The sequence below is a fragment of the Gorillibacterium terrae genome, assembly GCF_051594785.1.
Classification (GTDB): Bacteria; Bacillota; Bacilli; order Paenibacillales; family NBRC-103111; genus Gorillibacterium.
Window position 1 is genome coordinate 1,088,526 of the sequence record NZ_JBPPGI010000001.1, and the last position, 26,830, is coordinate 1,115,355.

At 59.8% G+C, this 26,830-nt stretch carries 29 protein-coding genes and 1 other RNA gene; 19 read left to right on the forward strand and 11 right to left on the reverse strand.

Translation table 11 applies throughout. The annotated features are described in order from the left end of the window. Positions 1-5: 5 nt before the first annotated feature. The 5 genes from ACSEXS_RS04695 (at position 6) to ACSEXS_RS04715 (ending at position 3,436) form a co-directional block, all read left to right on the forward strand. Complete coding sequence (locus tag ACSEXS_RS04695) at positions 6-671, forward strand: fumarylacetoacetate hydrolase family protein (RefSeq protein ID WP_438432018.1); 666 nt, start codon at positions 6-8, stop codon at positions 669-671. Further along, a complete protein-coding gene (locus ACSEXS_RS04700; protein WP_438432019.1) occupies positions 668-1,603 on the forward strand; it encodes a DUF92 domain-containing protein in 936 nt (311 codons plus the stop codon). Before ACSEXS_RS04695 ends, ACSEXS_RS04700 begins: the two co-directional genes overlap by 4 nt. Positions 1,604-1,640: 37 nt before the next feature. Beyond that, the gene (locus ACSEXS_RS04705) at positions 1,641-2,234 is read left to right on the forward strand and encodes a GNAT family N-acetyltransferase (RefSeq protein ID WP_438432020.1); all 594 of its coding nucleotides are present in this window, start codon (positions 1,641-1,643) and stop codon (positions 2,232-2,234) included. A gap of 202 nt (positions 2,235-2,436) precedes the next feature. Next, positions 2,437-3,024 (forward strand): TetR/AcrR family transcriptional regulator, encoded by a 588-nt coding sequence (locus tag ACSEXS_RS04710; RefSeq protein WP_438432021.1) that lies wholly within the window; start codon positions 2,437-2,439, stop codon positions 3,022-3,024. After that, complete coding sequence (locus ACSEXS_RS04715) at positions 3,017-3,436, forward strand: flavodoxin family protein (RefSeq protein ID WP_438432022.1); 420 nt, start codon at positions 3,017-3,019, stop codon at positions 3,434-3,436. Before ACSEXS_RS04710 ends, ACSEXS_RS04715 begins: the two co-directional genes overlap by 8 nt. A gap of 178 nt (positions 3,437-3,614) precedes the next feature. Here ACSEXS_RS04715 and pepF read toward each other — a convergent pair whose 3' ends face one another. The 3 genes from pepF to ACSEXS_RS04730 all read right to left on the reverse strand — a co-directional run bounded on the left by pepF (position 3,615) and on the right by ACSEXS_RS04730 (position 6,205). Continuing rightward, a complete protein-coding gene (gene pepF, locus ACSEXS_RS04720) occupies positions 3,615-5,405 on the reverse strand; it encodes an oligoendopeptidase F (protein ID WP_438432023.1) in 1,791 nt (596 codons plus the stop codon). Positions 5,406-5,735: 330 nt separating this feature from the next. Beyond that, positions 5,736-5,921, reverse strand: a complete 186-nt coding sequence (locus ACSEXS_RS04725; protein ID WP_438432024.1) for a hypothetical protein — start codon at positions 5,919-5,921, stop codon at positions 5,736-5,738. A 92-nt stretch (positions 5,922-6,013) separates the two neighbouring features. Next, a complete protein-coding gene (locus ACSEXS_RS04730; RefSeq protein WP_438433082.1) occupies positions 6,014-6,205 on the reverse strand; it encodes a hypothetical protein in 192 nt (63 codons plus the stop codon). A 291-nt stretch (positions 6,206-6,496) separates the two neighbouring features. Between ACSEXS_RS04730 and ACSEXS_RS04735 the strand changes: the two genes are divergently transcribed. From ACSEXS_RS04735 to pfkA, 3 genes are all read left to right on the forward strand, one after another. Beyond that, positions 6,497-6,694, forward strand: coding sequence for a cold shock domain-containing protein (locus ACSEXS_RS04735; RefSeq protein ID WP_347766645.1), 198 nt, complete (start codon positions 6,497-6,499; stop codon positions 6,692-6,694). 384 nt (positions 6,695-7,078) lie between these two features. After that, positions 7,079-8,122: a tetraprenyl-beta-curcumene synthase family protein gene (locus ACSEXS_RS04740; protein ID WP_438433083.1), complete on the forward strand. Its 1,044-nt coding sequence runs from the start codon at positions 7,079-7,081 to the stop codon at positions 8,120-8,122. Positions 8,123-8,141: 19 nt separating this feature from the next. Further along, positions 8,142-9,107 (forward strand): 6-phosphofructokinase, encoded by a 966-nt coding sequence (gene pfkA / locus ACSEXS_RS04745; protein ID WP_438432025.1) that lies wholly within the window; start codon positions 8,142-8,144, stop codon positions 9,105-9,107. A 72-nt stretch (positions 9,108-9,179) separates the two neighbouring features. Here pfkA and ACSEXS_RS04750 read toward each other — a convergent pair whose 3' ends face one another. Further along, positions 9,180-9,638: a peroxiredoxin family protein gene (locus ACSEXS_RS04750; RefSeq protein WP_438432026.1), complete on the reverse strand. Its 459-nt coding sequence runs from the start codon at positions 9,636-9,638 to the stop codon at positions 9,180-9,182. 90 nt (positions 9,639-9,728) lie between these two features. On the opposite strand from ACSEXS_RS04750, the gene ACSEXS_RS04755 reads away from it, so the two are divergent. Then, entirely contained in the window at positions 9,729-9,938 is a 210-nt protein-coding gene (locus ACSEXS_RS04755) for a DUF3906 family protein (protein ID WP_438432027.1), read from the forward strand. 98 nt (positions 9,939-10,036) lie between these two features. Here ACSEXS_RS04755 and ACSEXS_RS04760 read toward each other — a convergent pair whose 3' ends face one another. The 5 genes from ACSEXS_RS04760 to ACSEXS_RS04780 all read right to left on the reverse strand — a co-directional run bounded on the left by ACSEXS_RS04760 (position 10,037) and on the right by ACSEXS_RS04780 (position 14,001). Beyond that, entirely contained in the window at positions 10,037-11,215 is a 1,179-nt protein-coding gene (locus ACSEXS_RS04760; protein WP_438432028.1) for a putative glycoside hydrolase, read from the reverse strand. A gap of 171 nt (positions 11,216-11,386) precedes the next feature. Continuing rightward, positions 11,387-11,581, reverse strand: a complete 195-nt coding sequence (locus ACSEXS_RS04765) for a hypothetical protein (protein WP_438433084.1) — start codon at positions 11,579-11,581, stop codon at positions 11,387-11,389. Between the two features lie 136 nt (positions 11,582-11,717). Further along, positions 11,718-12,536, reverse strand: a complete 819-nt coding sequence (locus tag ACSEXS_RS04770) for a YitT family protein (RefSeq protein ID WP_438432029.1) — start codon at positions 12,534-12,536, stop codon at positions 11,718-11,720. A 174-nt stretch (positions 12,537-12,710) separates the two neighbouring features. After that, a complete protein-coding gene (locus ACSEXS_RS04775; RefSeq protein ID WP_438432030.1) occupies positions 12,711-13,439 on the reverse strand; it encodes a DUF4247 domain-containing protein in 729 nt (242 codons plus the stop codon). 22 nt (positions 13,440-13,461) lie between these two features. Continuing rightward, on the reverse strand, positions 13,462-14,001 hold the full coding sequence (locus ACSEXS_RS04780) for a DUF4178 domain-containing protein (RefSeq protein ID WP_438432031.1): 540 nt from the start codon (positions 13,999-14,001) through the stop codon (positions 13,462-13,464). A 320-nt stretch (positions 14,002-14,321) separates the two neighbouring features. Between ACSEXS_RS04780 and cshA the strand changes: the two genes are divergently transcribed. The 3 genes from cshA to ssrS all read left to right on the forward strand — a co-directional run bounded on the left by cshA (position 14,322) and on the right by ssrS (position 17,310). Further along, a complete protein-coding gene (gene cshA / locus ACSEXS_RS04785) occupies positions 14,322-15,926 on the forward strand; it encodes a degradosome RNA helicase CshA (protein WP_438432032.1) in 1,605 nt (534 codons plus the stop codon). A gap of 229 nt (positions 15,927-16,155) precedes the next feature. Continuing rightward, a complete protein-coding gene (locus tag ACSEXS_RS04790) occupies positions 16,156-17,061 on the forward strand; it encodes a YesL family protein (protein WP_438432033.1) in 906 nt (301 codons plus the stop codon). A 64-nt stretch (positions 17,062-17,125) separates the two neighbouring features. Then, a non-coding RNA gene (gene ssrS, locus ACSEXS_RS04795) (6S RNA) lies at positions 17,126-17,310 on the forward strand. 111 nt (positions 17,311-17,421) lie between these two features. Here ssrS and xylB read toward each other — a convergent pair. After that, positions 17,422-18,954 carry a xylulokinase gene (gene xylB, locus ACSEXS_RS04800; protein ID WP_438432034.1) on the reverse strand — a complete coding sequence of 511 codons (1,533 nt, stop codon included), beginning with the start codon at positions 18,952-18,954 and terminating at the stop codon, positions 17,422-17,424. 199 nt (positions 18,955-19,153) lie between these two features. On the opposite strand from xylB, the gene ACSEXS_RS04805 reads away from it, so the two are divergent. From ACSEXS_RS04805 to ACSEXS_RS04830, 6 genes are all read left to right on the forward strand, one after another. Beyond that, positions 19,154-19,930, forward strand: coding sequence for a DeoR/GlpR family DNA-binding transcription regulator (locus tag ACSEXS_RS04805; protein ID WP_438432035.1), 777 nt, complete (start codon positions 19,154-19,156; stop codon positions 19,928-19,930). 144 nt (positions 19,931-20,074) lie between these two features. Then, positions 20,075-21,241 (forward strand): galactokinase, encoded by a 1,167-nt coding sequence (locus tag ACSEXS_RS04810; RefSeq protein WP_438432036.1) that lies wholly within the window; start codon positions 20,075-20,077, stop codon positions 21,239-21,241. 89 nt (positions 21,242-21,330) lie between these two features. Beyond that, positions 21,331-22,317, forward strand: a complete 987-nt coding sequence (gene galE / locus ACSEXS_RS04815) for a UDP-glucose 4-epimerase GalE (RefSeq protein ID WP_438432037.1) — start codon at positions 21,331-21,333, stop codon at positions 22,315-22,317. 19 nt (positions 22,318-22,336) lie between these two features. Then, entirely contained in the window at positions 22,337-23,893 is a 1,557-nt protein-coding gene (locus ACSEXS_RS04820; RefSeq protein ID WP_438432038.1) for a UDP-glucose--hexose-1-phosphate uridylyltransferase, read from the forward strand. Between the two features lie 137 nt (positions 23,894-24,030). After that, entirely contained in the window at positions 24,031-24,414 is a 384-nt protein-coding gene (locus ACSEXS_RS04825; protein WP_438432039.1) for a DUF1499 domain-containing protein, read from the forward strand. Between the two features lie 120 nt (positions 24,415-24,534). Next, positions 24,535-25,053 carry a DUF5412 family protein gene (locus tag ACSEXS_RS04830; RefSeq protein ID WP_438433085.1) on the forward strand — a complete coding sequence of 173 codons (519 nt, stop codon included), beginning with the start codon at positions 24,535-24,537 and terminating at the stop codon, positions 25,051-25,053. Positions 25,054-25,218: 165 nt separating this feature from the next. On the opposite strand, the gene tpx is transcribed toward ACSEXS_RS04830, so the two are convergent. Beyond that, a complete protein-coding gene (tpx, locus tag ACSEXS_RS04835) occupies positions 25,219-25,737 on the reverse strand; it encodes a thiol peroxidase (RefSeq protein WP_438432040.1) in 519 nt (172 codons plus the stop codon). 118 nt (positions 25,738-25,855) lie between these two features. On the opposite strand from tpx, the gene gltC reads away from it, so the two are divergent. Beyond that, positions 25,856-26,776, forward strand: a complete 921-nt coding sequence (gene gltC, locus ACSEXS_RS04840; protein WP_438432041.1) for a glutamate biosynthesis transcriptional regulator GltC — start codon at positions 25,856-25,858, stop codon at positions 26,774-26,776. The last annotated feature ends 54 nt before the right edge of the window (positions 26,777-26,830 follow it).

The following is a 26,830-nucleotide window of genomic DNA, read 5'->3' on the forward strand; positions in this document are numbered from 1 at the left end:
ACCCCATGGACAACGGGCAGCAGACGATACGAAACATATACTGCGTCGGCCGCAATTACCGGCTGCACGCGGAAGAGCTCGGCAACGCGATCCCCGAGGAGCCGATGCTGTTCCTCAAGCCGACGCACGCGGTTCTTCCCGCGGATGGCCGAACGATCCGGCTTCCCGGCGACCGGGGCGAGCTTCATTACGAAGCGGAGCTGGTGCTGCGGATCGGCCGGGCTTATGAAGCCGGCCTTTCCGTCGACGAGCTGGCGGACGGCTTCGCCCTCGGGGTGGACTTCACCCTGCGGACGGTCCAGGACGGCCTGAAGGCGAAGGGACAGCCCTGGCTGGCAGCGAAGGGCTTCCTGCACTCGGCTCCGCTGGGACGCTTTCGCGCGTTTCCCGGCGAAGCCGCGATTACGGACATTCCGTTCTCTCTGCGGAAGAACGGAAGCCGGGTTCAAGAAGGCCGGGCCGCCGAGATGATCTTCCCGCTGCATCGAATCTTCGCCTTCATCGGCGAGCGGTACGGACTGGGCCCGGGCGATCTGATCTTCACCGGGACCCCCGCCGGGGTAGGAGCGGCGGCCGACGGAGACCGGTTCGAGCTGAACTGGAACGGAGAGGAGGCGGGCAGCTTCTCGGTCCAACTCACGACGGGCGAAGCCGGGCCCGGCGAGGGATGAGCGCGCCGGGCTACTTCCTCGGCCTCCCGCTGGCAGGGCTCACCCTGCCCGAGTCGCCGCTCGCCGGAAGCTGGCTGTACGAGCTGCTCGCGCCCGGCCGGTCCGGCGCGCTGCCCTGGCTGATCGGCCTCGCCGGAAGCCTCGGAATCGGTCTCGTCGCCCGGCGCAAGCGGGCGCTGACGAGGTCCGGAGCCGCGGCGGCGGGACTGGTGGGCACGCTGCTGTTCGCTCTCGGCTCCCTGGTGTGGTTCGCCGTGCTGGTCGCATTCTTCGCCTCGTCCACCGCCTTTACCTTGTGGAAGAAGCATTTGCGCAGCGAAGCGGAGGGGAGCTACGAGAAGAGCGGCACCCGCGACGCCGGGCAGGTGTTCGCCAACGGCCTGGCCGGAGCCGGACTCTGCGTTCTGAACGCGATCCGGCCGGACCCGCTCTGGCTGGCCGCTTATCTCGGCGTCATGGCCTCGGTGACCGCCGATACTTGGGCCACCGAGCTCGGCGGGCTCAGCCGCGCCCGTCCGCGTTCCATCCGCACCGGGCGGCCGGTACCGGCCGGCACCTCCGGCGGCGTCACCTGGCTCGGCACGCTGGCCGGTGCGGCCGGCGCCGTCTTCATCGGCGGCGCGGCCGTGGTCTGCCTGTGGCTTGTGCCGGAGCCGCATCAGCCTGCCGCCCTTGCCGGTCTCGCCCGGCTGGCCGCCTTCGCGGCCCTCGGCGGCATCGCCGGCTCGGCCGCGGATTCGCTGCTCGGCGCGACGCTGCAGCGGAGATACCGCTGTCCGGTGTGCGGCCGCACCGTGGAGCGAAGGGAGCATTGCGGCCAGCCGACCCGGCCCTCGGGCGGCTGGTCCCGGATGAACAACGACGCCGTCAATGTCCTCAGCTCGCTGGCCGGCGGAGCGCTGGCCGTCCTGTTGGCAGCAGCTTTCCGTTAACGCTAGCAACCAGACTAAGCAGAAAAGAGGAACCCGCATGTTCCGGAAATCAACCGCCGAAGACGCGAGGGAGCCAAAACCGGCTCTCCGCATCCGCCCCCTGCGCCGGGAAGACGCCGCAGCGCTCCTGCAACTTCGGCTGGAAAGCCGTTCCCACTACGAAAGGTTCCAGCCTGCGCACGACGATTCGTATTACACGCTTGCCGCGCAGCGGGAGGAAATCGAGAACGGGCTTTTCGCCGAAGAGCGGGGAACGGACTATACCTTCGGGATCTTCTTCGGCGCGGAGGACACGCTGGCCGGGCGTATTCGGCTGTCCGCCGTTCACCGCGGCTTCTGGCAGAATGCCAACGTCGGCTATTTCGTCGGTACGCCCTATCAAAGCAGAGGCTTCGCTTCGGAGGCGGTCCGCCTGGCGGCGGGCTTCGCCTTCCGGGAGGCGGGGCTGCACCGGCTGCAAGCGGCGGTGATGCCCTGGAATCAGGCCTCCCTGCGCGTGATGGAGAAGGCCGGCTTCCGCCGCGAAGGCTTGGCCGAGCGTTATTTGAACATCAACGGAGTCTGGGAAGACCACGTTCTGTTCGCCCTGACGGCGGAGGAATTGACCCCGTCGGAGGCAGGAGGGGAATAAGCGCCTGCCGCCGTGCCGACCGAAACCGGAACTCCGCATCCTCCTTGCTCCTTCGCTTTAGAACCGCATCGCACCCGACCCGGGACAGATCCCGGCGGACGGTGCGTTTTTTTATTGACAGAGGGCAACGCCGGGATTACATTTTAGATAACACTGTTATAAAAAATAATCACATTAGGCATCCGGAAAGGAAACACGCACGTTGGCGAGAGACGAACAACGACAGCGAAGCGAGAAGGTGCGCCAGGCCATTCTGGATACCGCCAGAGAACTCGGCATGCGGGAAGGCTTCGAAACCCTGTCCATCCGCAAGATCATCGACCGGATGAAATATTCCACCGGCGTGGTCTATTACCATTTCAAAGACAAACAGGATGTCATCGATGCCATCGAAGAGGCGGAGACGGCCAAGCTTCACGGGGAAATTGCCGAGCTTCTCGATGACCGCAAGGATGTGGTCGGCAACATGCAGGTCGTCTTTCACCGGATCATGACGCTCGCCCGCGAACAGCCCGAGCTGTACAACCTGGTCGTCGTGAACGCGTTCAGCCGGCGACGGACCGAGCCGCCCGCCTGGATTCCGGTGATCGCCGGTCAACTGCGGCAGGGGATGGAGAGGGGGCTTATCCGCGAGGCCGACCCGGAGCACACGGCCTTTGCCGTCTGGAGCTCGTTCCTCGGCTTTCACCTCATGCTCTCCCGCTTTGCCGATCTGCCGGCTGAGGAAGCGGAGCGGATGTTTCAGGTTCAATTCGATTTGATTCTGAAGGGAGTTCTGGCTCATGGGTAACGCAAGAGTGGTTTACGCGACCAAGACCCGCCATTCCAAACGGCTGGCGGAGGCGATCGCCCGGGAACTGAAGGTTTCCGCCGAGCGCGCGGCCGACCGGCCGGTCATGGGGGAGACCGATCTGTTGATCGTGGTAGGCGGCATTTACGGAGGGCAAAGCCTGCCGGAACTGCTGGATTTTGTCCGAGGCCTGGACGCCGGGCGGGTGAAGCGTGCCGCGTTGGTGACCTCCTGCGCCTCGGGAAAGCAGGGTCAGACCCAGGTCGCCGAGCTTCTTCGCGGCCGGGGGATCGATCTGCTCGGCGAGCACATCGGGCCGGGAAGCTTCCTCCTGTATAAATGGGGGCATCCCAACCGGACCGATGTGGCGTCGGCTGTTTCGTTTGCCCGGCAGGCGGCGGAAGGCCGTTAGTTGCACGACGGTGAATAGCGGGGAGGAACCCGGCCATAGACCGCAGCCTGCGTAAGCGACGGGAGCGGTCCGGATTCCCCGAATCGCGCCATGGAGATTCGGTCGAATAAGGACAGAAAACGAGCCCCGGTCCAAAGACCGAGGCTCGTTTTGGTTCGTGCCCATTCGCTTTTTCGTGTTACTTCGTCAGCTCTTCCATCTGCTCGATGACGCTCTTGAACACGTCCATGGCCTGCTTGATCGGCTCGGGCGAGGACATGTCGACGCCGGCCTTCTTCAGGATGTTGATCGAGTAGTCGCTGCCGCCGCTCTTCAGGAAGCCCAGGTACCGGTCGACGGCGGGTTTGCCTTCGTCCAGAATCTGCTTGGAGAAGCTGGTGGCCGCCGAGAAGCCGGTGGCGTACTTGAAGACGTAGAAGCTGTTGTAGAAATGGGGGATCCGCGCCCATTCCATCTCGATCGCTTGATCCACGGCCATGTCGTTCCCGTGGTACAGCTTGTTCAGATCGTAGTAGATCTTGCTGAAATCCTGCGGCGTGAGCGATTCGCCCGCTTCCGTCCGCTCGTGGATGATCTTCTCGAACTCGGCGAACATCGTCTGGCGGAAGACGGTGGTGCGGAACTGATCGGCGTAATAAGTCAGCAGGTACATCTTCGCCTTGGGATCGTCCGTCTTCTTGAGCAGATAATCCATGAGCAGCGCCTCGTTCGTGGTGGAGGCGACTTCGGCGAGGAAGATCGTGTACTGGGCATCGCGGTAATTCTGATTCGTGTCCGACAGATACGAATGCATCGCGTGCCCCATCTCGTGGGCGAGGGTGAACATGCTGTTCAGGTTATCCTTATGGTTGAGCAGCACATAGGGATGGGTGCCGTAAGCTCCCCAGCTGTAGGCGCCGCTGCGTTTGCCTTCGTTCTCGTAGATGTCGATCCAGCGGTTCTCGAAGCCCTCGTTCAAGACCTTCAGGTAGTCGGCGCCGAGCGGCTGGAGCGCATCCGCGACCGTCTTTTGCGCTTCGGCATAACCGATGTCCCACTTGAATTCGTCGACCAGCGGGGCGAACAGGTCGTACATGTGCAATTGATCGACCTTGAGCAGCTTGGCTCTCAGCTTCATATACCGCTGCAGCAGGGGCAGGGATTCGTGGATCGTATCGATCAGATTGGTGTAGACCTCTTTCGGAATCTTGTCGCCGTAGAGGGTCATTTCCAGCACCGAAGGGTACTTGCGGGCCTTGGCGTAGAAAATGTTCTTGTTGATGTTGGAGCCCAGCGTTGCGCCGAGCGTGTTCTTCAGCCTGCCGTAGGTTTCGTACATGGCGTCGAAGGCCGCCTTGCGCACCTCGCGGTTGTCGCTTTCGAGGAACTGAATGTAGTTGCCGTGCGTCAACTCCACCTCGTCCCCGTCTTCGTCCTTGATCTTGGGGAACTTCAGGTCGGCGTTGTTGAGCAGGCTGAAAATATTCCCCGGAGCTTGCGTGACGTTGCCGGCCTGGGCGAGCAGCGCTTCCTGCTCCTTGGACAGCACGTGCGGCTTCTGGTGAATCATGTCGCGCAAGGTATTCTTGTAATCGGCGAGCTCGGGGGCTTTGACCAGCTCCTGAAGCCGCTCCTCCGACAAAGCCAGGATTTCCGGCGTGATGAAGGAGAGAGCTTCTCCGACCTCGACGCTCAGCCGCTGGGCTTTGTCCGACAGCGCCTGCGGTCCCGGCTCGGCCGTGTCGCCGTGGTGAAGCATGCTGGAGTAGACGTACAGTCTCTCGGTATGTAAGGAAATCTCATCTTCCAGCTGGAAGCATTCCTTTACGGCAGCCGGATCGTTCAGCTTGCCCTGATAGGGCGGAACCTTTTCCAGCAGCGTCTTAACCTGCTGATACTCGTTGTCCCAGGCGGTCTGATCGGCGACCAGATCCTCCAGCTTCCAGGTGTTTTCCACCGCGACATCTTTGCGTTTCACCGTCTGTTTCACAGGAACCCTCCTTGTGGATGGTGCCGATTCGAACTGCCGCATGCGTTCGCCGCCGCCATAGGAGCAGGCCTCACGGGGCCAGGCGGAAACGGCGAGAGAAGCGGCCAGAACCGTGCACAGGATCGATTTGCAAGATACCATTTGCTCTCCCCCGGACCTTATGGTGCCGGACGCGCCGCGGGGCGCGATCCGGATGGTTTGCCAAGTAGAGTCGTCGTTGGTGCGCTGTCTCGGTTGACGGCATACTGGCTATTCTGTCCGGCGGAGTCTTCCCTTATGATAGCAGAAAGCGAGAGAGGCTGAAAAGCGAAACGGAGGCAGGATTTCCCGTTAGAACACGGTGCCGTTTACGAGGAGATAGACCAGAAAGGCGAAGGCGAGGGCGATCATCACGATCGCCGCGATCGCCAGATAGCGCCGCATGGGCGGCTTGATCGAGTGGCGGGACAGGACCACCACGCCGGCAAAGCAAAAGCAGGAGACGATAAAAGCGATCGTCGTTCCGGTATTGTTCACAGGTTCACCTCCTGAAGGCGGATGGCTTTGTATGGCACGAAGGGCCTTTTCCTAAGAAAAGGCCCTGGGGACGAAGGGGAAGACGAGCTTCCTCAGATTTCCTTAAAGGCTTGTAGGAGCGCAGCGCGTTCCTCTTCGGTGCCGTCAAACCGGTCGCGGGAAAACCGTTCCTCCGCCCAATTCATCAGCGCGGGACGGCTGAGAAAGGTGTGGCAATCTTCCCCCCATTGATCCGAAATCTCGCGGACGATCAGGGTTTTGCCGTTTTCCTCGACGGTCAGCATGTTCCATTTGTCTTTCTTGTAGATCTGGTGCTTCTTGATCCCTTGTTGGTTTTTCACGGGAGTACCTCGCTTATTTTCGGATGGGACAATGATTCCTTACCACTTTATCATGAATTTCTTGATTTATCAAAACCGGATTCCCCGCCCGGTGAAAACGCAATCATACGCATGGGCAAAGGAAGTTCGGCGCGATTTTCAGGTTTTTTACGCAGGATCGCTTGTAACGGGTGGGCGGAGGTGATATAATGAATTCATTCGCCAAGAATGGCGGTATTTTAGGAGGTAGTTAGTTTGAAGGGTATCGTGAAATGGTTTAACGCAGAAAAGGGCTATGGATTCTTGCAGGTTGAAGGTGGCGAAGACGTATTCGTACACTTCTCCGCAATCCAGGGCGACGGCTTCAAGACCCTCGACGAAGGACAAGAGGTTGAATTCGAAATCACGCAAGGCAACCGTGGTCCTCAGGCTGCTAACGTCATCAAATTGTAAGATTCCTTCTTATAAATTTGGGAGCTAGCGTATTTGGCGGTATCCGATCCGGATACCGCTTTTTATATGTTTCCTATTGGCAAAACCCCGATTTTCGTGATACATTAGACGAATAAACTTGCGTTTGTCCAGGCTTGTCCGACTCGCGCAAGGCTTATCGAATCCCCTTGCCGGAAGCCGCTCCCAGGCTCCTGATGGGGTTTTTCTTGTGGTCGAAAGCGAGACGGAAAAGGAAAGCGGGACAGACGAAGCTTTTTGCGCCTCGTCCGGAAAAACGGTATGATAGGGCAATGAGGTTCACGATGTTTCGGAGGATTTCAAGTGAATTCACTCTCAAAGACAACCCAGAAAGCGGCAGGCTATCCGCGCGGCCCGCTCACCTTGATGAAACGGGTGTACCGCCACATTCTGCCGGGCGTGAACAAGGCGCTCGCAGGCTGGGAAGAAGCAGCCGGGCGGATTCCCGATCCCGAGCTTAGGCGGCAGGCCCTGGCCAGCATCCGCACCAAAAAATTTCATTGCCAGGGAGGAGCCGTCTATGCGGCGGCCAATCTGGGCCAGAAGGATCGGTTGATCTCGCTGATCGTGGCGTTTCAGACGATCAGCGACTACCTGGATAACCTCTGCGACCGCAGCACCTCGCAGGATCCGGAGGATTTCCGGCGGCTGCACCAGGCGATGCTCGACGCGGTCACGCCCGAGCTTGCGCCGGCGGATTACTATGCCTTTCGGAGCGAGCGCGAGGACGGGGGCTATCTGCTTCGGCTCGTCGACACCTGCCGCGAGCAGATCGCCGGGCTGCCCTCTTACGCCAGCTTCGCGGCTGCGATCCGGCGTTTGGTCTCGCTGTATGTCGACTTGCAGGTCTACAAGCACATCCGCCCCGAGCTGCGCGAGGATGCCCTCTCTCGCTGGTGGGAAGCTTATGAACAGGACTATCCGGCCATCCGTTGGAACGAATTTGCGGCGGCGACCGGCTCCACCCTGGGGATGTTCATGCTCTTTCTCGAGGCTTCCCGTCCCGATGCCGATCCCGCTTCCGCGGACGTCATCAGCCGGGCTTATTTTCCCTACATTTGCGCCCTACATATCCAGCTCGATTACCTGATCGACCAGGAAGAAGACCGGCAGGGCGGCGATCTGAATTTCTGCTTCTACTACGGCAGCGGGGAAGAGACGGTGCGGAGGATGAGCTTCATCTTCACCGAGGCCCGGGCGGCCATCAAGACGCTGCCCTCGCCGATGTTTCACCGGATGGTGATCGAGGGGCTGATCGCGTTGTACTTGTCCGATCCCAAGGTCTCGGACCAGCCGGATGTGCGCGCGGTGAGAAGCAAGCTGCTATACAAGAGTCCCATGATGCGCGTGTTCTTCCTCGTCAATTCGGTATTTATCCGTTTTCGCGACCCTTTAAGCAAATCCATTTAGCATACAGGAGGAAATGAGTATGACGATCCGTTCCATTGCCGTGCTGACCAGCGGCGGCGACTCCCAAGGAATGAACGCCGCGGTTCGCGCGGTCGTAAGAAGCGGCCTTTATCACAACTTGAAGGTATACGGTATCCAACGCGGATACTACGGTCTCATCCATGACGATATCCGGGAGATGGACCTGCGCAGCGTAGGCGATATCATCCACCGCGGCGGCACCATCCTGCAGACGGCCCGCAGCAAGGAAATGATGACGCCGGAAGGCCAGCAGCTCGCGGCGGACAACCTCCGCAAGCACGGCATCGACGCGCTCGTGGTCATCGGCGGCGACGGCTCCTACCAGGGCGCGCAGAAGCTGAGCAAGCTCGGCATCGCTACCATGGCGCTTCCCGGCACGATCGACAACGACATCTCGTATACCGACTTCACCATCGGCTTCGATACCGCGGTCAGCATCGTGGTCGACGCCATCAATAAGCTTCGCGACACGATGACCTCGCATGAGCGCTCTTCGGTGGTCGAAGTCATGGGCCGCCACTGCGGCGACATCGCCCTGTACGCGGGCCTCGCGAGCGGCGCCGAATCGATCCTCGTTCCGGAAATTCCGTTCAAGGTCGAGGAAGTGGCCGATCGCATGAAGGAGAACTTCCGCTCCGGCAAGCGCCACAGCATCGTCATCGTCGCCGAAGGCGTCGGCAGCGGCGAAGAGATCGGCGGACAGATCCGCGATATGACCGGCCTCGATACCCGCGTCACCGTGCTCGGCCACGTGCAGCGCGGCGGAACGCCGACCCACAACGACCGCATCTTGGCCAGCCGCCTCGGCGACTTCGCCGTCCGCAAGCTCCTGGAAGGCGAAACGGGCAAAGCCTGCGGCGTCATCAACCGCGAGCTGGTCACGACGGACATCGACCTCGTGGTCAACACCAAGAAGCCGTTCAACCGCGAGCTCTATGAGCTGGCCCTGCGCCTGTCGGTGTAACGGATTCGACGGACAAACACAAAAAAGCAAGCTCCCTTCCCTGCGGAAGCAAGAGCTTGCTTTTTTAAAAACCTAGGGCAAGACGATCTTGTGGGCCTTGCGCAAGGCTTCCATAATCTCGTCCGTGGTGCGGTTGCCGTGGCGGGCAAAGTGGATCAGGCCATCCCGGCCGATCACATAGACGGTGCGCTTCTGCCCGGTCCCGGGGAGCAGCGATTGGCCCACCTCGTACAGCCGGTTGATCAAGCCGTCCTTGTCGGACACGAGCGGGAAGGGGTAATGCTCCTTCAAGGCGAATTTCTCGTGCTCCTCCAATTCGGCGGAGTTGATCCCGATGATGACGGCGTTCAGCTTCATGTACTGCAGAATGGATTCCCTAGCGGCCGCGAGCTGCTTGGTGCACTCCGGCTTGTGATCCTTGTGGTAAAAGATCAGCACGATCGGCTTTTTGCCCAGATAGTTGCGCAAATCAAGTGGCCCCTGCGTGCTTGGCGCGGCAAAGGGCGGTGCTTTTTCTCCAATGTCCAACATGCGTAACCCTCCTTCACGGGCAGCGTTTATGATATTCTACACGCATTTCGTCAAATGGAAAACAAAAAAAGTTATGGCGGGGTGAAAACTATGTTTCTTTACAAGCTGGAAGCCAAAACGGCGGACCAACGGCTATCGGTCGTCGTGCTGGCCGAGACGGATGACAAGGCATTTCAATCGGCCGAATCCCAGCTCATTCGGCATTTCGTGGCACCTCCCGGCATCGAAGAGCTCGCCATCGTCGAGAAGAAGCGGGCCGAGAAGGGCGCAGGCTATGTGTTGGAGCCGCTCCTTTCGTAATAAAGCGCTTCCAAGTTCATAATTCTCCCCAAACGATAAAAATCCTCTGCCGGACGCGGAGGATTTTTATCGTTCTGCGAGAGGCGGGGGCGGCCAGCTTACGGAGAGTAAGTGGCGCCCGGGGTGTATTTATTGGAGGAGCTCCACAGCAGGAACTCGTCGATGCCGTTGTCCTTCAGGGCCTTGACCTGAGCGTTCACTTGAGCCGCATTATACGTGATGTGGCCGGGCACCCAAGTGGCGGTGAAATCCTGAATCCAGGGACGGACGATCGGCTTCAGCTCCTTGAGCGGATTCAGCTTCTTCCACGTGTCCTTGCTCGCGCCGTCGATCGTCTTGTACGGCTGGGCGTCGGGTACGTTCGATCCGTACCAGCCGGTGCTGTAATGGCTCGGATAGATCATCGGGCAGAGCACGTCAACGTTCATCGCGATCTTCTGGAAGTCCTGGCCGATGCCTTCGGCGGCCGGAACGGCGGCGGCATATCCGAAGATGTCGACCGAGACGCGGACGCCGAGCGGGGTTAGCTGCTCGCGGGCGTACTTGACGAACTCGGAGACGGCGTTGATGCGCGTGCGGCTGTCATGGGTGTATTTCAGCGTGTCGGCGCGCTTCTCGAAGCCCTCCGGAAAGCGGACGTAGTCGAACTGGATTTCCTTAAAGCCCTGTTTGACGGCTTCCTTGGCGACTTCGATGTTATAATCCCAGACTTCCTTGCTGTACGGGTTGACGAAGCTGTCCTTCTTGCTATTGGCCCAGATGGTGCCATCGGGATTCTTGAAGGATAAATCCGGCCGCTTGTTGGCGAGAATCGTATCCTTGAACACGACGACGCGGGCGATCGGGTAAATGTCATGCTCCTTCATGGTCTTCATGACACTTCCGATATCGCCGATGAACTTCTGCTCGGCGCCGGTCTTCTCCAGGTCGGGGTTGCCGGTCTTGTAGGTGATGTACCCCTTGTCGTCCTTGATGTCGATGACCATGGCGTTCAGGTCGGTGTCGTCCATCAGCTTGACGAGCTGCTGGAACCTCGCGCCTCCGGCGCTGTAAGCGGTGGAATAGACGCCCTTTACCTTCGGGCTGTCCGGCTGCGGGTCTTCCTTGCTCGCGGGGCGCAGATAGGCGTCCTTATCGGCAGACGGCTGATTCGGCTCCGTCTGAACGACAGGCGGAGGGGTAAGCGATGCGGCGACGACCTTGTCGAGCGTAACGTCGGCGTGTCCGGCGGATGCGTTCCCCCAGATGAGCAGCAAGGCGGCTAACAAATTTTCCATGATGGCGTTCTCTCCAAATCCATAGCGTAGTAGGCGTTCGGGCGCTCCCTCTTCACTTACCCGTGTTCCTCCCTATACTAAACAAAAAGCCGGCTTCCGGCAAAGGCATTTTGTCCTAGTCGCCGGCAGCGGGCTCATTCGAACTTCGGTCGGCGGAAAGAAAAAGACGCCTTATTGAAGCCAGGCGTCCTTTTGGTGTTCGGAAATGCTGAATTGAATGATTTCCATGGCATCCTCGGTCTCCAGGGCCTCGATGCCGTTCAGGAGTACGATGTCCGAGTCCAGCTCGATCTTCTTAAGGAACGGGAACATCTGGGGCGTAAATTTCATGACGATGCTGGCCAGTTTGACGGTTTCCACAGGCATCACCATCCCAATCGGATTTTTCCTTGCGAGAAAAAAGGAGTTGGAACGCGCGTGCGGGACGCACCAGAACCTGATGAAATTCACATTTCCAGTATACCACGGGACCGGCCGGCGGCAACAGGGGGAAAGGCTGGTTTTAGTGGCGGCGGAATTGACCGAGCACCCCGACTGTTTCGACGATATTGACGAAGGCGTTCGGGTCCAGGACGCGGATGGACTCTTTCAGCTCTGCCAGCTCGTAGCGGGTAGTCACGACCATGAGCACATCCTTCTCCTGCCTGGAATAGGCGCCTTCCGCTTTCATGATCGTCACTCCCCGGTTTTTCAGCAGATGCTCGACCAGCAGATCCTTCTCCTTCGTCACGATAAAGGCGGTCACCTTGACGTGGCGGATGTGGATCGCATCGACCAGCTTCGAGGAGACGTAGATCGAAAGCATGGAGTATAGTGCCAAGTCCCAGTTCTCTTTATAATACCCGAGTGCGAGAATGACCAAACCGTTCAGGATAAAAATAAAGCTTCCGAGGGGAAAGTCGCGGTTGCGCGTCACAATCGAACCGACGATGTCGAAGCCGCCGGTCGAGCCGCCCGCCCGAAGCGACAGACCTGCGCCGATGCCGATGATGACCCCGCCGAAGACGGCAGCCAGAATCGGTTCATTGGCGATCGGCGTCGTCGGCACCAATTGCATGAACCAGGTGGTGGCGCCGACGGAAATCAAGCTGAGGAAGATAAACCGCTTGCCGATGGCGACCAGGCCCCAGACGATAACGGGGATGTTGAACAGCAGGTACATGACCCCGATATTCCAATTCGTGAAATACCCGACCAGCATCGCGACGCCGGACATGCCGCCCGCGAGCAATTGGTGGGGAATGAGCAGCATGTTGAAGCCGACGGCGAGCAGGAGCGCTCCCGCGAGGATGGAGCCGATTTCGTACAGCGTGCGTTTCATGATGACACCTCAACCTTAGTATTGGCCATGGGACCGGACTTATCCGGCGATTGGCGCGTAACCCATTATACGACATGTTGCGCGATTGTCGATACCATTATTGAGGGGGCGAAAGCGGTGTCAAGCAGGCGGGCACACGAAAGCCCCCGGCGGATGACGGGGGCTTTCGCGGGGCTACCTTCGTCGCTTGCTTGAGAAGGAGCCGAAGCTTTTTTTGGTCGAGGGCTTCTTGATTTTGAAGCTGGGGGTCGAGCCGTCGCTCTTCTTGCTGTAGGACTTGGTACTCCAGGTTCCCGAGCTTTTCGGCGCAACGGAGGTATCCTTGTCGGACGTATCGCTCTTGCTTTTCTTGCTGCTGAACAACCCGGTTCCGGTCGAGGTTTTGGGCTTCTTCTGCTTCAGCTCCGACTCGAAGGCGCTGGTCTTCGACTTGCTGTCCGGCAAGGAAGAGTAGCCTTTGTACGTATTGGTGCCGTTGGAGAGCCAGCTTCCGCCGGAGCCGCCGAACAGCGAATGCAGCAGAGAGGCGGTCAGATAGCCCTCCAGGAAGGAGGAGCTGTAGTGGTTCTGCGCATAGGCGATGGAGCTGATCTCGACGAGGGAATTGGCCGCGTTCGCCGGGTCCTGCTGCACCTGGACGATTTTGTCCGAGTAGGCGAGGAACATCTGTTCCTTGCTCTCCTCGCTGATCTCCCGCGGCTTCTCCTCCTTGGCGAGCTTGGCGGCGGTCGTCGGCACATCCTGATTCTCGGCCAGGTAGACCTTCGACGCGTCTTGGCCCTTGCCCTGAATGTCGACAAGCGGATAATGGTCCTTCACGTAGCCGGAGAGGTTCGAACAGCCGGCGAGCAGGGAAAAAACGAGCGCTAGCGCGACCCAGGCTTGCCAGGTCAGGCGTTTCATGCGGTAGCCTCCTTATAATGGGTTAAGCGAGCGTATCCGATCGCAGGAACTTCACTTCGCCCGCAGGCAGCCGCTCTCCGCTCATGGCGACGAACTTGCCGTCCTGCCATTGGAGGAAAAAGTAAGCTTCGCCCTCGGAGCAGTAGCGCCACAAGAGCACCTCATCGCCGCTGCGGAAGTCGGTCTGCCCTTCGGAACGGGTCAAGTCGGTCCGGTTCCATTCCAGATCGAAGGATACCTCTCCGTCGACGTCAAGCCGGGTCGGCACCTCATCCGGGTTGTCGAGCGAGCCTTCCATGAATTCGCACAGGAAGCATTCGTTCTGCCGCCCCTTCTCCACGAGCAGGCAGGAGATGTTCTTGCCGTCCCTCAGGTAATAAGCGATGCGGTGCGGGGGGAACCCGCGGTCAAAATATTCCACCTTGCCGGTGATAACATATTGCTCCAGGTTGACGGACACAATATCGCCGACGCGGGAATCCTCGATTGCGCTGCGCGCCGGGGCGGGCGGGGCTTCCTTGCGGCTTTTCACGATGGCTCCGATTCGTTTTATAATGGACATTGGCATATTCTCCCTTGCCGTTGGTATGGACGTATGGCTGCTTCTTTCATACGTATGAAGGGGAAGGGGGTTTCGCCTCGCGTGAAAGAAATGTGAAAACAACCCCCTGCGGCGCTGGCATTGTCCTTATGCGGTATGCTATACTAATCCGTGATGTTCTTTGGTACGGCGGTATTTTCCTGCTCAAAGGGAAATGCTTTTTTTATGCACCGCAAGGGTGCTCACAAGCGGGACCGGAACTGAACAACCGTACTGGGGATAGCCGTTTATGGCATAAGTAGAGAGGGCCGCACCGGCCCAGGAAAAGGAGTTTGATTCATTTGATGACATTCAACGAGTTCGGCTTTGAGCCGAAGGTGCTTCGGGCCGTAACCGAGATGGGCTTCGAGGAAGCCACGCCCATCCAGGAGAAGACGATTCCGCTTGCTCTGGAAGGAAAGGACCTGATCGGACAGGCACAGACGGGAACGGGCAAGACCGCGGCCTTCGGCCTGCCGCTCGTGCAGAAGATTCAGCCGAGCGAAGACCGCATCGTCGCCCTCATCATGTGCCCGACGCGGGAGCTGGCCATCCAGGTGGCCGAAGAAGTCAGCAAGCTGGGCCGGTTCAAGGGCATCCGTTCGCTGCCGATCTACGGCGGACAGGATATCGTAAAGCAGATCCGCGCGCTGAAGAAGCGGCCGCAGATCATCATCGGGACGCCGGGCCGTCTGCTCGACCACATCAACCGCAAGACGATCAAGCTGGATGACGTGCAGACCGTCATCCTCGACGAAGCGGATGAAATGCTCGATATGGGCTTTATGGAAGACATTCAGTCGATCCTGAGCCTGGTTCCGGAAGAACGCCATACCATGCTGTTCTCGGCGACCATGCCGTCGAATATCCAACGGCTCGCCCAGCAGTTCCTGAAGAACCCGGAGCATGTCTCCGTCATTCCGAAGCAGGTCAGCGCACCGTTGATCCAGCAGGCTTATATTGAAGTGCAGGAAAAGATGAAGTTCGACGCCCTCTGCCGTCTGATCGACATGGAATCGCCGGACCTCGCCATCATCTTCGGCCGGACCAAGCGCCGCGTCGACGAACTGGCCGAAGGCCTGCAGAAGCGCGGCTATTCCGCCGAGGGTCTGCACGGCGACCTCTCGCAGAATCAGCGCGACGCCGTCATGCGCAAGTTCCGCGACGGCAGCATCGACGTGCTGGTTGCCACGGACGTGGCCGCCCGCGGTCTCGACGTCTCCGGCGTGTCGCACGTCGTTAACTTCGACCTGCCGCAGGACCCCGAAAGCTACGTGCACCGCATCGGCCGTACCGGCCGCGCCGGCAAAGAGGGTACCGCCTGGACGTTCGTGACGCCGCGCGAAATCGACCACCTGCACTTCATCGAGAAGATCACCCGTCACCGGATCACCCGCAAGCCGGTTCCGAGCATTGCCGAGGCAATCGAAGGCAAGCAGAAGATCACGGCCGAGCGGATCATCAACCTGATGCAGAGCGAGGACACGAACGAATACAAGGGAGTCGCCATTCAGCTCCTGGAAGAATACGATTCCGTCAATTTGCTTTCCGCCGCGATGAAGCTTCTCACCGGCGACCGCAAGGATGTCGAAGTCGAACTGACGCCGGAAGAGCCGATCCGCGCCAAGAAGCGCCGGCCGGACGTGCGCTCCGCCGGACGCCGGCCGAACAGCGGTTACGGCAGCTACGGCAGCTACAACGGCGGACAGCGCCGCGAAGGCGGCAGCCGCTACGGCTCCGGCTCGGGAACGGGCGGCGGCTACCGCAGCGACCGGCCCCGCCGCGAAGGCGACTATAACCGCGACGGCCGCGGGTACCGCGACGGGCAGCGCAGCGGCGGCGGCTACAAGCGCGACGACAACCGCAGCGACAGCCGCAGCAGCTTCCGCAAGAGCGACGACGAATAAGCTATTGATCCGGCAACGGACACGGGCAGGCGAAGGGCAATCCTTCGCCTGCTTTTATTTTATCCGGCGGCTAGGCAGAGGACAGCCTAGGACTTTGCCGAAAAATGAGCTATAATGGAAGCAGGCTATCGGCACAGCCCGGTTGCCGGACCAGCATGGCGAAAGGGTTTTCGCCGGACCTTACGGATCGGCTCGCGGGGCTTTGGCTAACGACGAAGGAGGAGCTTTTTTGGAAACAAGAGGTATCATGGGCGGGTTTTACCGCATCTCGGAATGGATCATGCGGTTGTCCGCCATCAATCTGCTTTGGTTGTTCAGTTCGCTTCCTTTTTTCTATCTTCTGCTGACCCTGATGCTGACTCCGGCAGATCAGCTGACGGCGGATTATTTCCGGCAATGGTTCCTGCTCGTCGGCATCGTTTCCCCGTTCACGCTGGTTCCTGCAAGCGCCGCCATGTTCTCCGTGGCCCGCAAATGGGTGACAGGGGACGTGGATGTCCCGCTGTGGAAAACGTACTGGCGCGGCTATAAGGAAAATTACAAGCAAAGCATGGTCGGCGGGCTGATCTTCGCCTTTCTCGCCGTCGTTCTCTCGGTGAATTATTCGTTTTATCTGGGCCGGGACGGCATCATGCAATCCTTCTCCCTGTTCTTCATTGTCCTGATGGTATTCCTGGCGGCAGCGTTCCTGAATTTCCTGTCGATCATGGTCCATCTGCACATGGGCATTATCCAGATCATCAAAAACAGCCTGCTCATCACCATCGGCCAGCCGATCAATTCGATCATGCTGCTCGTGATGAACGTGGCGATTCTCTATATCAGCTCCAAATATTCGTTCCTCATCGTGTTCTTCATGGGCAGCGTGATGGCGATGGCGTCCTTCTGGAACTTCCACCGCGGCTTCACGAAGATCCAATCCCGCTATAAAACCAATGAAGAAGAGGCCGAAGAAGACGAGGAAGACGAGGCGGAAGAGGAAGACGCGGAAGGCGTGGAAGACGTTAACGCGGAAGACATCGAACCCGGCTCGGTTGACGATTCGGACGCGGACCGCGCGTCGCGAAACGGCGAGCCGCTGGCCTTGGAAGACGGAGCGGACCTCCCGGCGGATGACGGGAAGAAGCGGGATTAAGTCCTTTCCAGCAAGTATCCCTTGCTTCTGGAGTTTGTCGAAGCGTATAATAACGGTACGGATAAGAGTCCTGCGGTGTACGTTATGGTTTTCTGTTGTTTTGAACCAATGACATGTTTCTAGGGAGACTTACATTACTGCGCAGCTGACAAGCCCTCTTTGAAGGGATCTCAATAAGCGCGGTTGCGGACACCCACCTGCGAGTGCAGGTTTGAAACGCTTAAACCGGACGGCACATGCGGGCTGCTCTTTCGTAAAAAAACGCCTTTCCCCTCGGGGAAAGGCGTTTTTTTCGTTGGGTACCGATCCGCGGGCGAGCCTGTCGGGCAGTCGGCAGGCCCCTTCGCGCATAACAGTGGCTTAACCCTGGGAAGCGAGGTCGCTCAACTGGTGGAACGTGTCGCGCAGGGTCGGATACATCGTGCGGTAGACTTCATAATACCGCTCATAAGCGGCTTGGTTGGCCGGAATCGGCTCGACCCGGTCAACGACCTGAATCCATTCGCCGCACAGCTCGGGGATGGCGCGGCCGAGTACGCCGGATGCGGCCATCACTGCGGCTCCGTAAGCGGGACCGTCGGTCGAGTTGACCGTGACGACCGGATAGCCGAAGATGTCGGCGATCATCTGCCGCCAGAACAGGCTGCGGGCACCGCCGCCGTTGACGCGCAGCTCGGAGACCTCGACGGAGGATTCCTTCATCAGCTCCAGCGAGTCGCGGAGGCCGAAGGTGATGCCCTCCATCACGGCGCGGGTAAGATGAGCCTTGCCGTGGCGCAGGTTGAGGCCGACGAAGCCGCCGCGCGCCTTCGGATCGGGATGCGGCACCCGTTCGCCGGTCAGGTAAGGCGCAAACAGCAGCCCTTCGCTGCCGATCGGCGCGGTGGCAGCCAGCTCTGTGAGCAGGTCGTAGACATCCCGGCCCTCGCGCTCGGCCCGGGCCAGCTCTTCACCGGCGAAATGGTTCTTCCACCACTGGAAGGCTCCGCCCGCCGACAGCATGACGCCCATCCGGTGCCATTTGCCCGGGACCCCGTGGCAGAAGGAATGCAGGCGGCGTCCCTCGTCTTCCTGATACGATTCGTCGTGGACGAAGACGACGCCGGAGGTGCCCAGCGCTACGCTGGCGATGCCCGGCTTGACGACACCGACGCCGACGGCGCCGCAGGCCTGGTCGCCGCCTCCGGCGACGACGGGCGTACCGACGGCCAGGCCGGTCGCTTGCGCGGCCTCGGCCGTCAGATAGCCGGCGATGTCGTTGCTCTCGAAGAGCGGCGGCAGCCATTCGCGCTTGATCTCCAGCTTGTCCAATACCTCCTGCGACCAGTCGCGCGCGGCGACGTCGAGGAGCAGGGTTCCGCTCGCATCGGCAACGTCGATGCCGAATTCGCCGGTCAGCTTAAGCCGGACGTAATCCTTCGGCAGCATGATGTGGGCGATGCGCGCGTAATGCTCCGGCTCGTGGCGGCGCAGCCAGACGATCTTCGGCGCCGTAAAGCCGGTAAGCGCTTTATTTCCGGTCAATTCGCCGAGGCGCTCGCGGCCGACGGTCTCTTCGATCCAGTCGCATTCCGCGGCGGTGCGTTGGTCGCACCACAGGAGCGCCGGCCGGATCACGGCGAGCTCGCCGTCGAGGAAGACGGAGCCGTGCATTTGGCCGGAGAGGCCGACACCCCGTACTTCGCCGGCGGAGACTCCGGCCTTTTCAAGGAGCAGTCGGATGCATTCCGCGGAACCGGTCCACCAATCTTCCGGGTTCTGCTCAGCCCAGCCGGGGTGCGGCTGATAGAAGGGATACTCCACACTTTTGTCGGCCTTCACTTGGCCCTGTTCATCCACCAAAATGCATTTTACGGCCGATGTACCCAAATCGACACCCAAAAAATAACCCATGCTTTCACCTCATAGCTGATCGGATAAGCGGGTCCCGGGCCTGTCCCGAAGGAGGGCGGCAGACCGAGAGTAATCCCGCATGGACTCTGCTATAATTATATTCGAACTGGCAGGGCGAAACTCCTGCTGTCTTTGTATATTAATTGAACAAAGTTTTTTGAAGGGGATCATATCCCTCAAAAAAGGGGCGGGCCATCCGATGTTTGCGGAAGAACGACAGAATCAAATTCTCGAACGGGTCAACCAAATCGGCAAAATTACCGTGCAGGAGCTAAGCGAGGCGCTCGGCGTGTCGCCGGTAACCATCCGGCGCGATCTGGAGCGGCTGGAGGAGGGCGGCTACCTGTACCGCACCCACGGCGGCGCCCTCTCGCTCCAGTCGGGGGTGCGGGAGACCGCGCACGAACGCTCGTTTTCGGAGAAAGAAGAAGCGTTCACCGCCGAGAAAATCCGCATCGCCGAAGCGGCGGCGGCGCTGGTCGAGGATGGAGAATCGCTGCTTCTCACCCCCGGCACGACGAACATGCTGCTTGCAGGCAAGCTGCGGGGCAAGAAGGCGCTCAGCCTCGTCACCAACGCGGCGAATATCGCGGCGAGCGTGGCGGCGGAGACGGAGTGGAACGTAATCTTGACCGGCGGCCGCATCCGCCCGCAATCCCATGCCCTCGTAGGCCCGCTCGCCGAGGAAAGCCTGGACAAGATCCGTGCGGACAAGCTGTTTCTGGGCGTCGACGGCTTGGATTTGCAGGGCGGACTGACGACCCCGAGCCTGGAGGAGGCCAGCGTCAACCGCAAGATGATCGCCCTCGCCAAGCAGGTGATCGTCGTAACCGACCACAGCAAATTCGGCAAGGTGGCGTTTTCCCGCATCGCCGAACTTGACGCGGTGGACGTTGTGGTGACGGATGAAGGCCTGCCCGGCGAATATGCCGATTTTCTGCGGCGGGAGACGAACATTCGGCTCGTGCTGGTCTAGGGAAACGGTCAAGATCGCCTATTGACCGCCCGACAGGACCGGAGTACAATAAAAACGAACACAAACGATCACTTATTATCATAAACGAAACTTCGCTTTTGATTGAATGACAGCAAGCAACGCGATAAGAAAGAGGTGCGGGGAATGGCGGATTTAAACGAACTGAAACGGACTTTTGTGGAGTTGTACGGCGGCACGGAAGAGGGGATCGAATGTTACTTTGCTCCCGGGCGGGTCAATCTGATCGGCGAACACACCGACTACAACGGCGGGTATGTGTTCCCGGCTGCGTTGACCTTCGGCACGACCCTGCTCCTGCGCAAGCGCGGGGATCAGCTGCTCCGATTTGCATCGGGCAATTTCCCGACGCGGGCCGATATCGTTCTCGAAGGCGCGAAGAACGAGAAGGAGCATGACTGGATCAACTATCCGAAGGCGGTGCTGGTGCACTTGGCCAAGAGGGGATACACCTTTGGCGGATACGATGTCTATTACCTCGGGGAAATTCCCAACGGGGCAGGGCTGTCCTCATCGGCCTCCATTCAGCTCGCCACGGCCTTCGGCTTCATGACCTCCGAAGGGCATCCGGTCGACCGGGTTCAGCTCGCGCTGGTGGCCCAGGAGTCGGAGAATCAGTTTATGGGCGTCAATTGCGGCATCATGGATCAGTTCACGGTGGCGAACGGCAAGAAGGATCATGCGATCCTGCTCAAATGCAACACGCTCGACTATGAGCGGGTTCCCTTCCGGGCGGAGGGCTGCAAGCTGGTCATCGGCAACACGAACAAGCGCCGCGGCCTGGTCGATTCCGAATACAATGCCCGCCGGGCCCAATGCGAGGAGGCCGTCGCCTGCCTGCGGGAAGCCTTCCCGGGACTGGCCTTCCTGGGTGAGCTGAATGCGGCCCAGCTTGCGGCGAACGAGCACCTCATTCCCGACGAGACGGTGAGGAAGCGCGCCCGGCACGTCATTGAAGAGAACGACCGGGTACTCGCCTCGGTCCTGGCGCTGAAGGATTCCGACCTAACGACCTTCGGCAAGCTGATGGTGGCTTCGCACGACTCGCTCCGCGATCAATATGAAGTGACCTGCAAGGAGCTCGACGTCATGGTCGAGGAAGCGCTGAAGCTTCCCGGCGTGCTCGGCTCCCGGATGACCGGCGCGGGCTTTGGCGGCTGCACCGTATCGCTCGTGAAGGACGAGGCGGTGGACGAGTTCATCGCCAAGGTAGGCAAGGCGTACGCCGAGCGGACCGATTACCGCGCCGATTTCTATGTCGGCGAGATCGGCGATGGCGCAAAGGCGCTGTAAGCTCGACGGAAACGGAAGAGAAAGGCCCGTTGTAAGGTAGACCAGACGAGCAACCCGGGAGAGTCCGGGCATACGGAGGGAGAACGAGCATGGCGATTTTGGTAACGGGAGGAGCCGGCTACATCGGCTCGCACATGGTGGCGGAACTGCTTCGCAACGGCGAAGAAGTGGTGGTGGCGGACAGCCTGGAGACGGGGCACCGGGACGCGGTCATGGGCGGCAAGCTGCACGTGGGCGATCTTCGGGACAAGGCGTTTCTGGATCAAGTCTTCCAGGAGAATCAAATCGAAGCGGTCATTCATTTCGCGGCCAACTCGCTGGTTGGCGAGAGCATGGCCAATCCCGGCAAATACTATCATAACAACGTCTACGGCACGCTGTGTCTGCTGGAGAAGATGCAGCAGTACGGAGTGAACAAGATTGTCTTCTCCTCCACCGCCGCTACCTACGGCGAACCGGAGCGGACGCCGATCGAGGAGAATGACCGCACTTTCCCGACCAACGCCTACGGCGAAACCAAGCTGGCGATGGAGAAAATGATGAAATGGTTCGACGTCGCCCATGGCGTGAAATACGTAGCGCTTCGCTACTTCAACGCCTGCGGAGCGCACGAGAGCGGCCGGATCGGCGAAGATCATGCGCCGGAAACGCATCTCATCCCGCTGGTCCTCCAGGTGCCGCTGGGCAAGCGGGAGTTCATCTCCATCTACGGCGAGGACTACCCGACGCCGGACGGAACCTGCATCCGCGATTACCTGCATGTCGCCGACCTGGCCAGCGCCCATGTGCTCGCGCTCAAGCGGCTCCGGGACGGGGGAGACAGCGCGGTTTACAACCTGGGCAGCGGCCAGGGGTATTCGGTCAAGGAAATCATCGAGGTGGCCCGCAAGGTGACGGGGCATCCGATCCCGGCGAAGGCGGAAGCCCGCCGCGCCGGCGACCCCGCCGTGCTGATCGCTTCCTCCGCCAAGGCGGAACGGGAGCTTGGCTGGGTGCGCCGGATGGACCGGCTGGAAGACATCATCGCCTCGGCGTGGAACTGGCACCGCGAGCATCCGAACGGCTATCAAGCATGAACCGGAGGACAGGAGCAGCATGAACATCAAACTGGAGATTGAACGCTTGATCCGGTTCGGCCTGACCAGCGGCCTGCTGGGGGAAGGCGACGATATCGTCGCCCGCAACGGACTTATGGAGCTGCTGCGGGTCGACGAGCCCTATGACGGAGAGCTTCCGGAGGAGACCCTCGAGGCTCCCACGGAAGTGCTTGACCGGATTCTCGATTACGCGGCGGAGCGGGGCATCCTGCCGGAAAACACCACCACGCAGCGGGATCTGCTCGATGCCCGCATCATGGGGCTCCTCATGCCGCGCCAGTCGGAGACTGCCCGCCGGTTCTGGCAGCTCGCGGCGGAGAACCCGGAGAAGGCGACGGATTGGTTTTATCGTCAATCCATCCATTCCAACTACATCCGGATGGACCGCATTCGCAAGAACGACTACTGGCTGGCCCCTACGGAATATGGCGACCTGGAGATCACGGTGAATCTGTCCAAGCCGGAGAAGGACCCGAAGGAAATCGCCGCCGAGCGGAATGCGCCGCAGAGCAGCTACCCGAAGTGTCTCCTGTGCCTGGAGAACATCGGCTACGCGGGGAGGGTCAACCATCCCGCCCGGCAGAATCACCGGGTGGTTCCCTTTCAATTGGAAGGCAAGCCCTGGTACCTGCAATATTCCCCGTATATTTATTACAACGAGCACAGCATCCTGTTCAGCCGCGAGCATATGCCGATGAAGGTGAACCGCAGCTCATTCGTTCGGCTGCTCGAATTTGTCGGGCAGATGCCGCACTACTTTATCGGCTCGAATGCAGACCTGCCGATTGTCGGCGGCTCCATCCTGAGCCATGACCATTTTCAGGGCGGCAACCACGTCTTCCCGATGGAGAAGGCTCCCGTGGAGCGGACCTTCGGGCATCCGGAGTTCCCGGGCGTGGCCGCCGGCATCGTGAAATGGCCGATGTCCGTCATCCGGCTGTCCGCCGCTTCTCCCGAGCCGTTGGTGGAGCTTGCCGACCGGCTGCTTGCGCTTTGGCGGGCTTACAGCGACGCATCGGCGAATATCCTTGCGTTTAGCCGTGGAGCGGAAGGCGACGTTCCGCACAACACGATTACTCCGATCGCCCGCCGGGGCGCGGCCGGCGAGTACGAGCTCGATCTCGTGCTGCGCAACAACCGGACGACCGACGAGCATCCGCTCGGTCTGTTCCATCCGCACGCCGATCTTCATCACATCAAGAAGGAGAACATCGGCCTGATCGAAGTGATGGGCCTCGCCGTTCTGCCGGGCCGGCTGAAGGAAGAGCTGGAGGCGATCGCCGACTGGCTCACCGCAGCCGCCAAGCTGGAGGCGGCTCCCGCGATTGCGGAAGACAGCCCGCTCTTCAAGCACGCGGAATGGATGTATCAGCTGCATCGCGAGAACCCCGCTCTCGACGAGCAGGAGGCGCTGGAGACGGTCCGGCGCGAGGTGGGCCGGAAGTTCGCCCGGGTTCTGCTGGACGCCGGCGTTTACAAACGCGACGCGGCCGGCCGGAGCGGCTTCGCCCGCTTCATGGAGCATGCCGGTTTCGTCCCTGCCGACGAAGCTTGAAGCGGAAGGCGGTGATTCCCCGGTCGGGGAGTTAACCGCTTTCCTCTTTTGCTTTCTCCGAAACAATGGTAAGATGAGAGCAGTAGCCATCCGGTGCCGCGCATCGGTTCAGGACCATGGTTGAGGAGGGCAAGGCATTGTTGAAAAGGACGTTGGTCGGCTTGATTCGCAGCTTCGAGTCTACGGGCGAGAACGCGAAGGAGCCGGAACTGAAGACCAAGCATTACAAGCTTCCCAAGGACAAGCTTTGGGAGGAAGTTGTCAGCATGCTGAAGAAGCTGAAAGGGTACACGATTTTGCACGAGGTTCAGAATGTCGGCGAGATCGTCGTGGAGAAGCGGACCGCATTCGGCCGCACGCAAGACATCACCCTGACGCTCTTCCGCATCACTCCGCTGGAATCGGCGGTCGACATTTATTCCGCCTCCCGGGGAAGTCTGGGCGACTTGGGGTCCAACTACCGCAACATCCTGGAAATCTACCGGCATTTGGACAAGAGGCTGGCCCAATACAAACTGTAAGCGATCCTGCTCCTGGGCTGAAGCCCGGGAGCTTTTCTTCATCAACAGCAGGTTATCCGACGAGCGAGAACCGTGGGCGAAAGCGATTCGGTTCGGGTAAGGAGGCCGGTCTTGAAAAAGGTGAATGTAAGCGCGTTTGGATTGTCTCTTCTTTGCTCCGCGATTTCGGCGTACTCCTTGTATTCATATATTTACCATACCTGGTTAATCGCTCCTCCGAATGTTGTCCTGTTCGGCATAGCCCTAGCGGCATTGATCCTGGGCGCAATCGGTTTTAAGGACCGCTCCAGTCGGCTAGCCAAGTGGAGAAGCTGGACTACGACGATTTTATCGGGCTTGCTCATCGTGCTGCTTTGTCTGGTTATGGCGTTTACAAGCATGTTTTCGGGCGCGAAAACAAAGATCAAAACGGTGCAATCCCCGGATGGAGCCTATACCCTGGATTTCTTTTATACGAATGCGGGAGCCATGGGGCCGTTTGGGGTACTGGGAGAACGGAACGGGCCGCTCTGGTTCAAGAAGGTCATCTTCTATGAGGAAAGAGTGGATCAGGTTGAAGTGGAATGGGTGGATAATCACACGGTCGTGATCAACAAGGTTCGCTTGGATTTGAGTGCAGGGGACACAAGCTTCAATTAATCTTCTCCCCCGGAGGCGCGGGAACACGGGGGCGGCTCCGTTAAAAAGCCCGCCAAAACCTGATCGCTCCAGGTTTTGGCGGGCTTTTCGCTTGGGGGTCCGAGGCCGTGAAGCTGGCAAATCGGACGGTTCATTGGTATAATCGACTTGCTTCGGACTGCCCGATTACAGAAGCTCGCGGACGGCGGAAATCGCTTTATCGTAGTCCGGATGCTCGGTCATTTCGTGGAGGTATTCGACGTAACGGATTTTGTTCTCCTTGTCGAGGACAAAGATCGAACGCATCAGCAGACGAAGCTCCTTGATGAGCACCCCGTAAGCGGTTCCGAAGGAAACGTCCTTGTGGTCCGACAGCAGGACGACTTGATCGACCCCTGCGGCTCCGCACCAGCGCGCTTGGGCGGGAGGCAGGTCGTTGCTGATGGTCAGGACGACCACGTCATTGCCGAGTTTAGCGGCTTCCTCGTTAAACCGGCGGGTCTGCATGTCGCAGACTCCCGTGTCGAGCGAGGGAACGACGCTGATCAGCTTGATTTTACCGGCAAAGTCCTCCAGAGTGGCGGACTCCGTCAGATTCTTGCTCACGGTGAAAGCGGGGGCGTCATCGCCCGTGCGAAGTTCCGGTCCGACGAGCGTGAGCGGATTTCCTTTCAAGGTTGCCACACCTGTACGTTCTTGAGTCATGTTCTTCTGTTCCTCCTTTAGGGGTTGGCTCATAAAAACTTGCAAGCAAGAACTTCCATGCAGTCTTTATTATATAGGGTTGGAAATTCACTTGTCCAATCCGGGGAGAGGTAGCGTCTTGGAACTTCGACAGCTCCAGTATTTTCTCAAGGTAGCCAAAAAACAGCATGTGACCCAAGCCTCCGAGGAGCTGCACATTGCCCAATCGGCCGTCAGCCGCCAGATTCACCAATTGGAAGAGGAGCTCGGCGTATCCCTCTTTGTGCAGAGAGGAAGAAACCTACAGCTGACCTCAGCGGGAAAGCTGTTCCTGGGACGAGTGGAAGGCATCATCAGCGAGCTCGACCGGGCGGTGCGCGAGGTTCAGGAATTTCTTGATCCGGCCAAAGGGGAAATCCGCATCGGTTTTCCCCATAGCCTCGGCGTCAGCTTGCTGCCGACCGTCGTCGCCGGCTTCCGCCGCATTCAGCCAGAGGTCAAGTTCCGCTTCCGGCAGGGCACCTACACGAGCCTGATCCGCGACGTGGTCGACCGGGAGATCGACCTGGCGTTCATTTCCCCGCTGCCGGATCGCAGCGATCAGGTCTCCGGCGAATGGCTGCTGACGGAGGAGCTGCACGCGATCCTGCCGCCCGGTCATCCGCTCGCCGCCCGGACGGAGATCCGGCTGGAGGAGCTCGCCGACGAGCCGTTCGTTCTGTTCAGCGAGGCGTATTCGCTTCGAACGATCGTCCAGGACGCCTGCCGCAAGGCCGGGTTCAAGCCGCGGATCGAGTTCGAGGGAGAAGAGACCGACACCATCCGCGGCCTCGTCGCCGCCGGCATGGGCGTGAGCCTCTTGCCGGAGATGGCGCTCACCGAGACCGTGCACCTGCAGCCGGTCAAGCTGCGCGTGACGGAGCCGCCGGTGACGCGCACCGTCGGCATCATCCGCCGCAGCGGCGAAGCGCTGCCCCCGGTGGCGGAAGGCTTCCGCCGCTACCTGACCGAATATTTTCGTTCGGGTTCCTCTCCCGCTCCGCAAACGCCACGCCCCTAACTCGGCCCAATAAGAGAAGTCCCCTTCTTCCGGATTTACCCGGAGGGAGGGGAC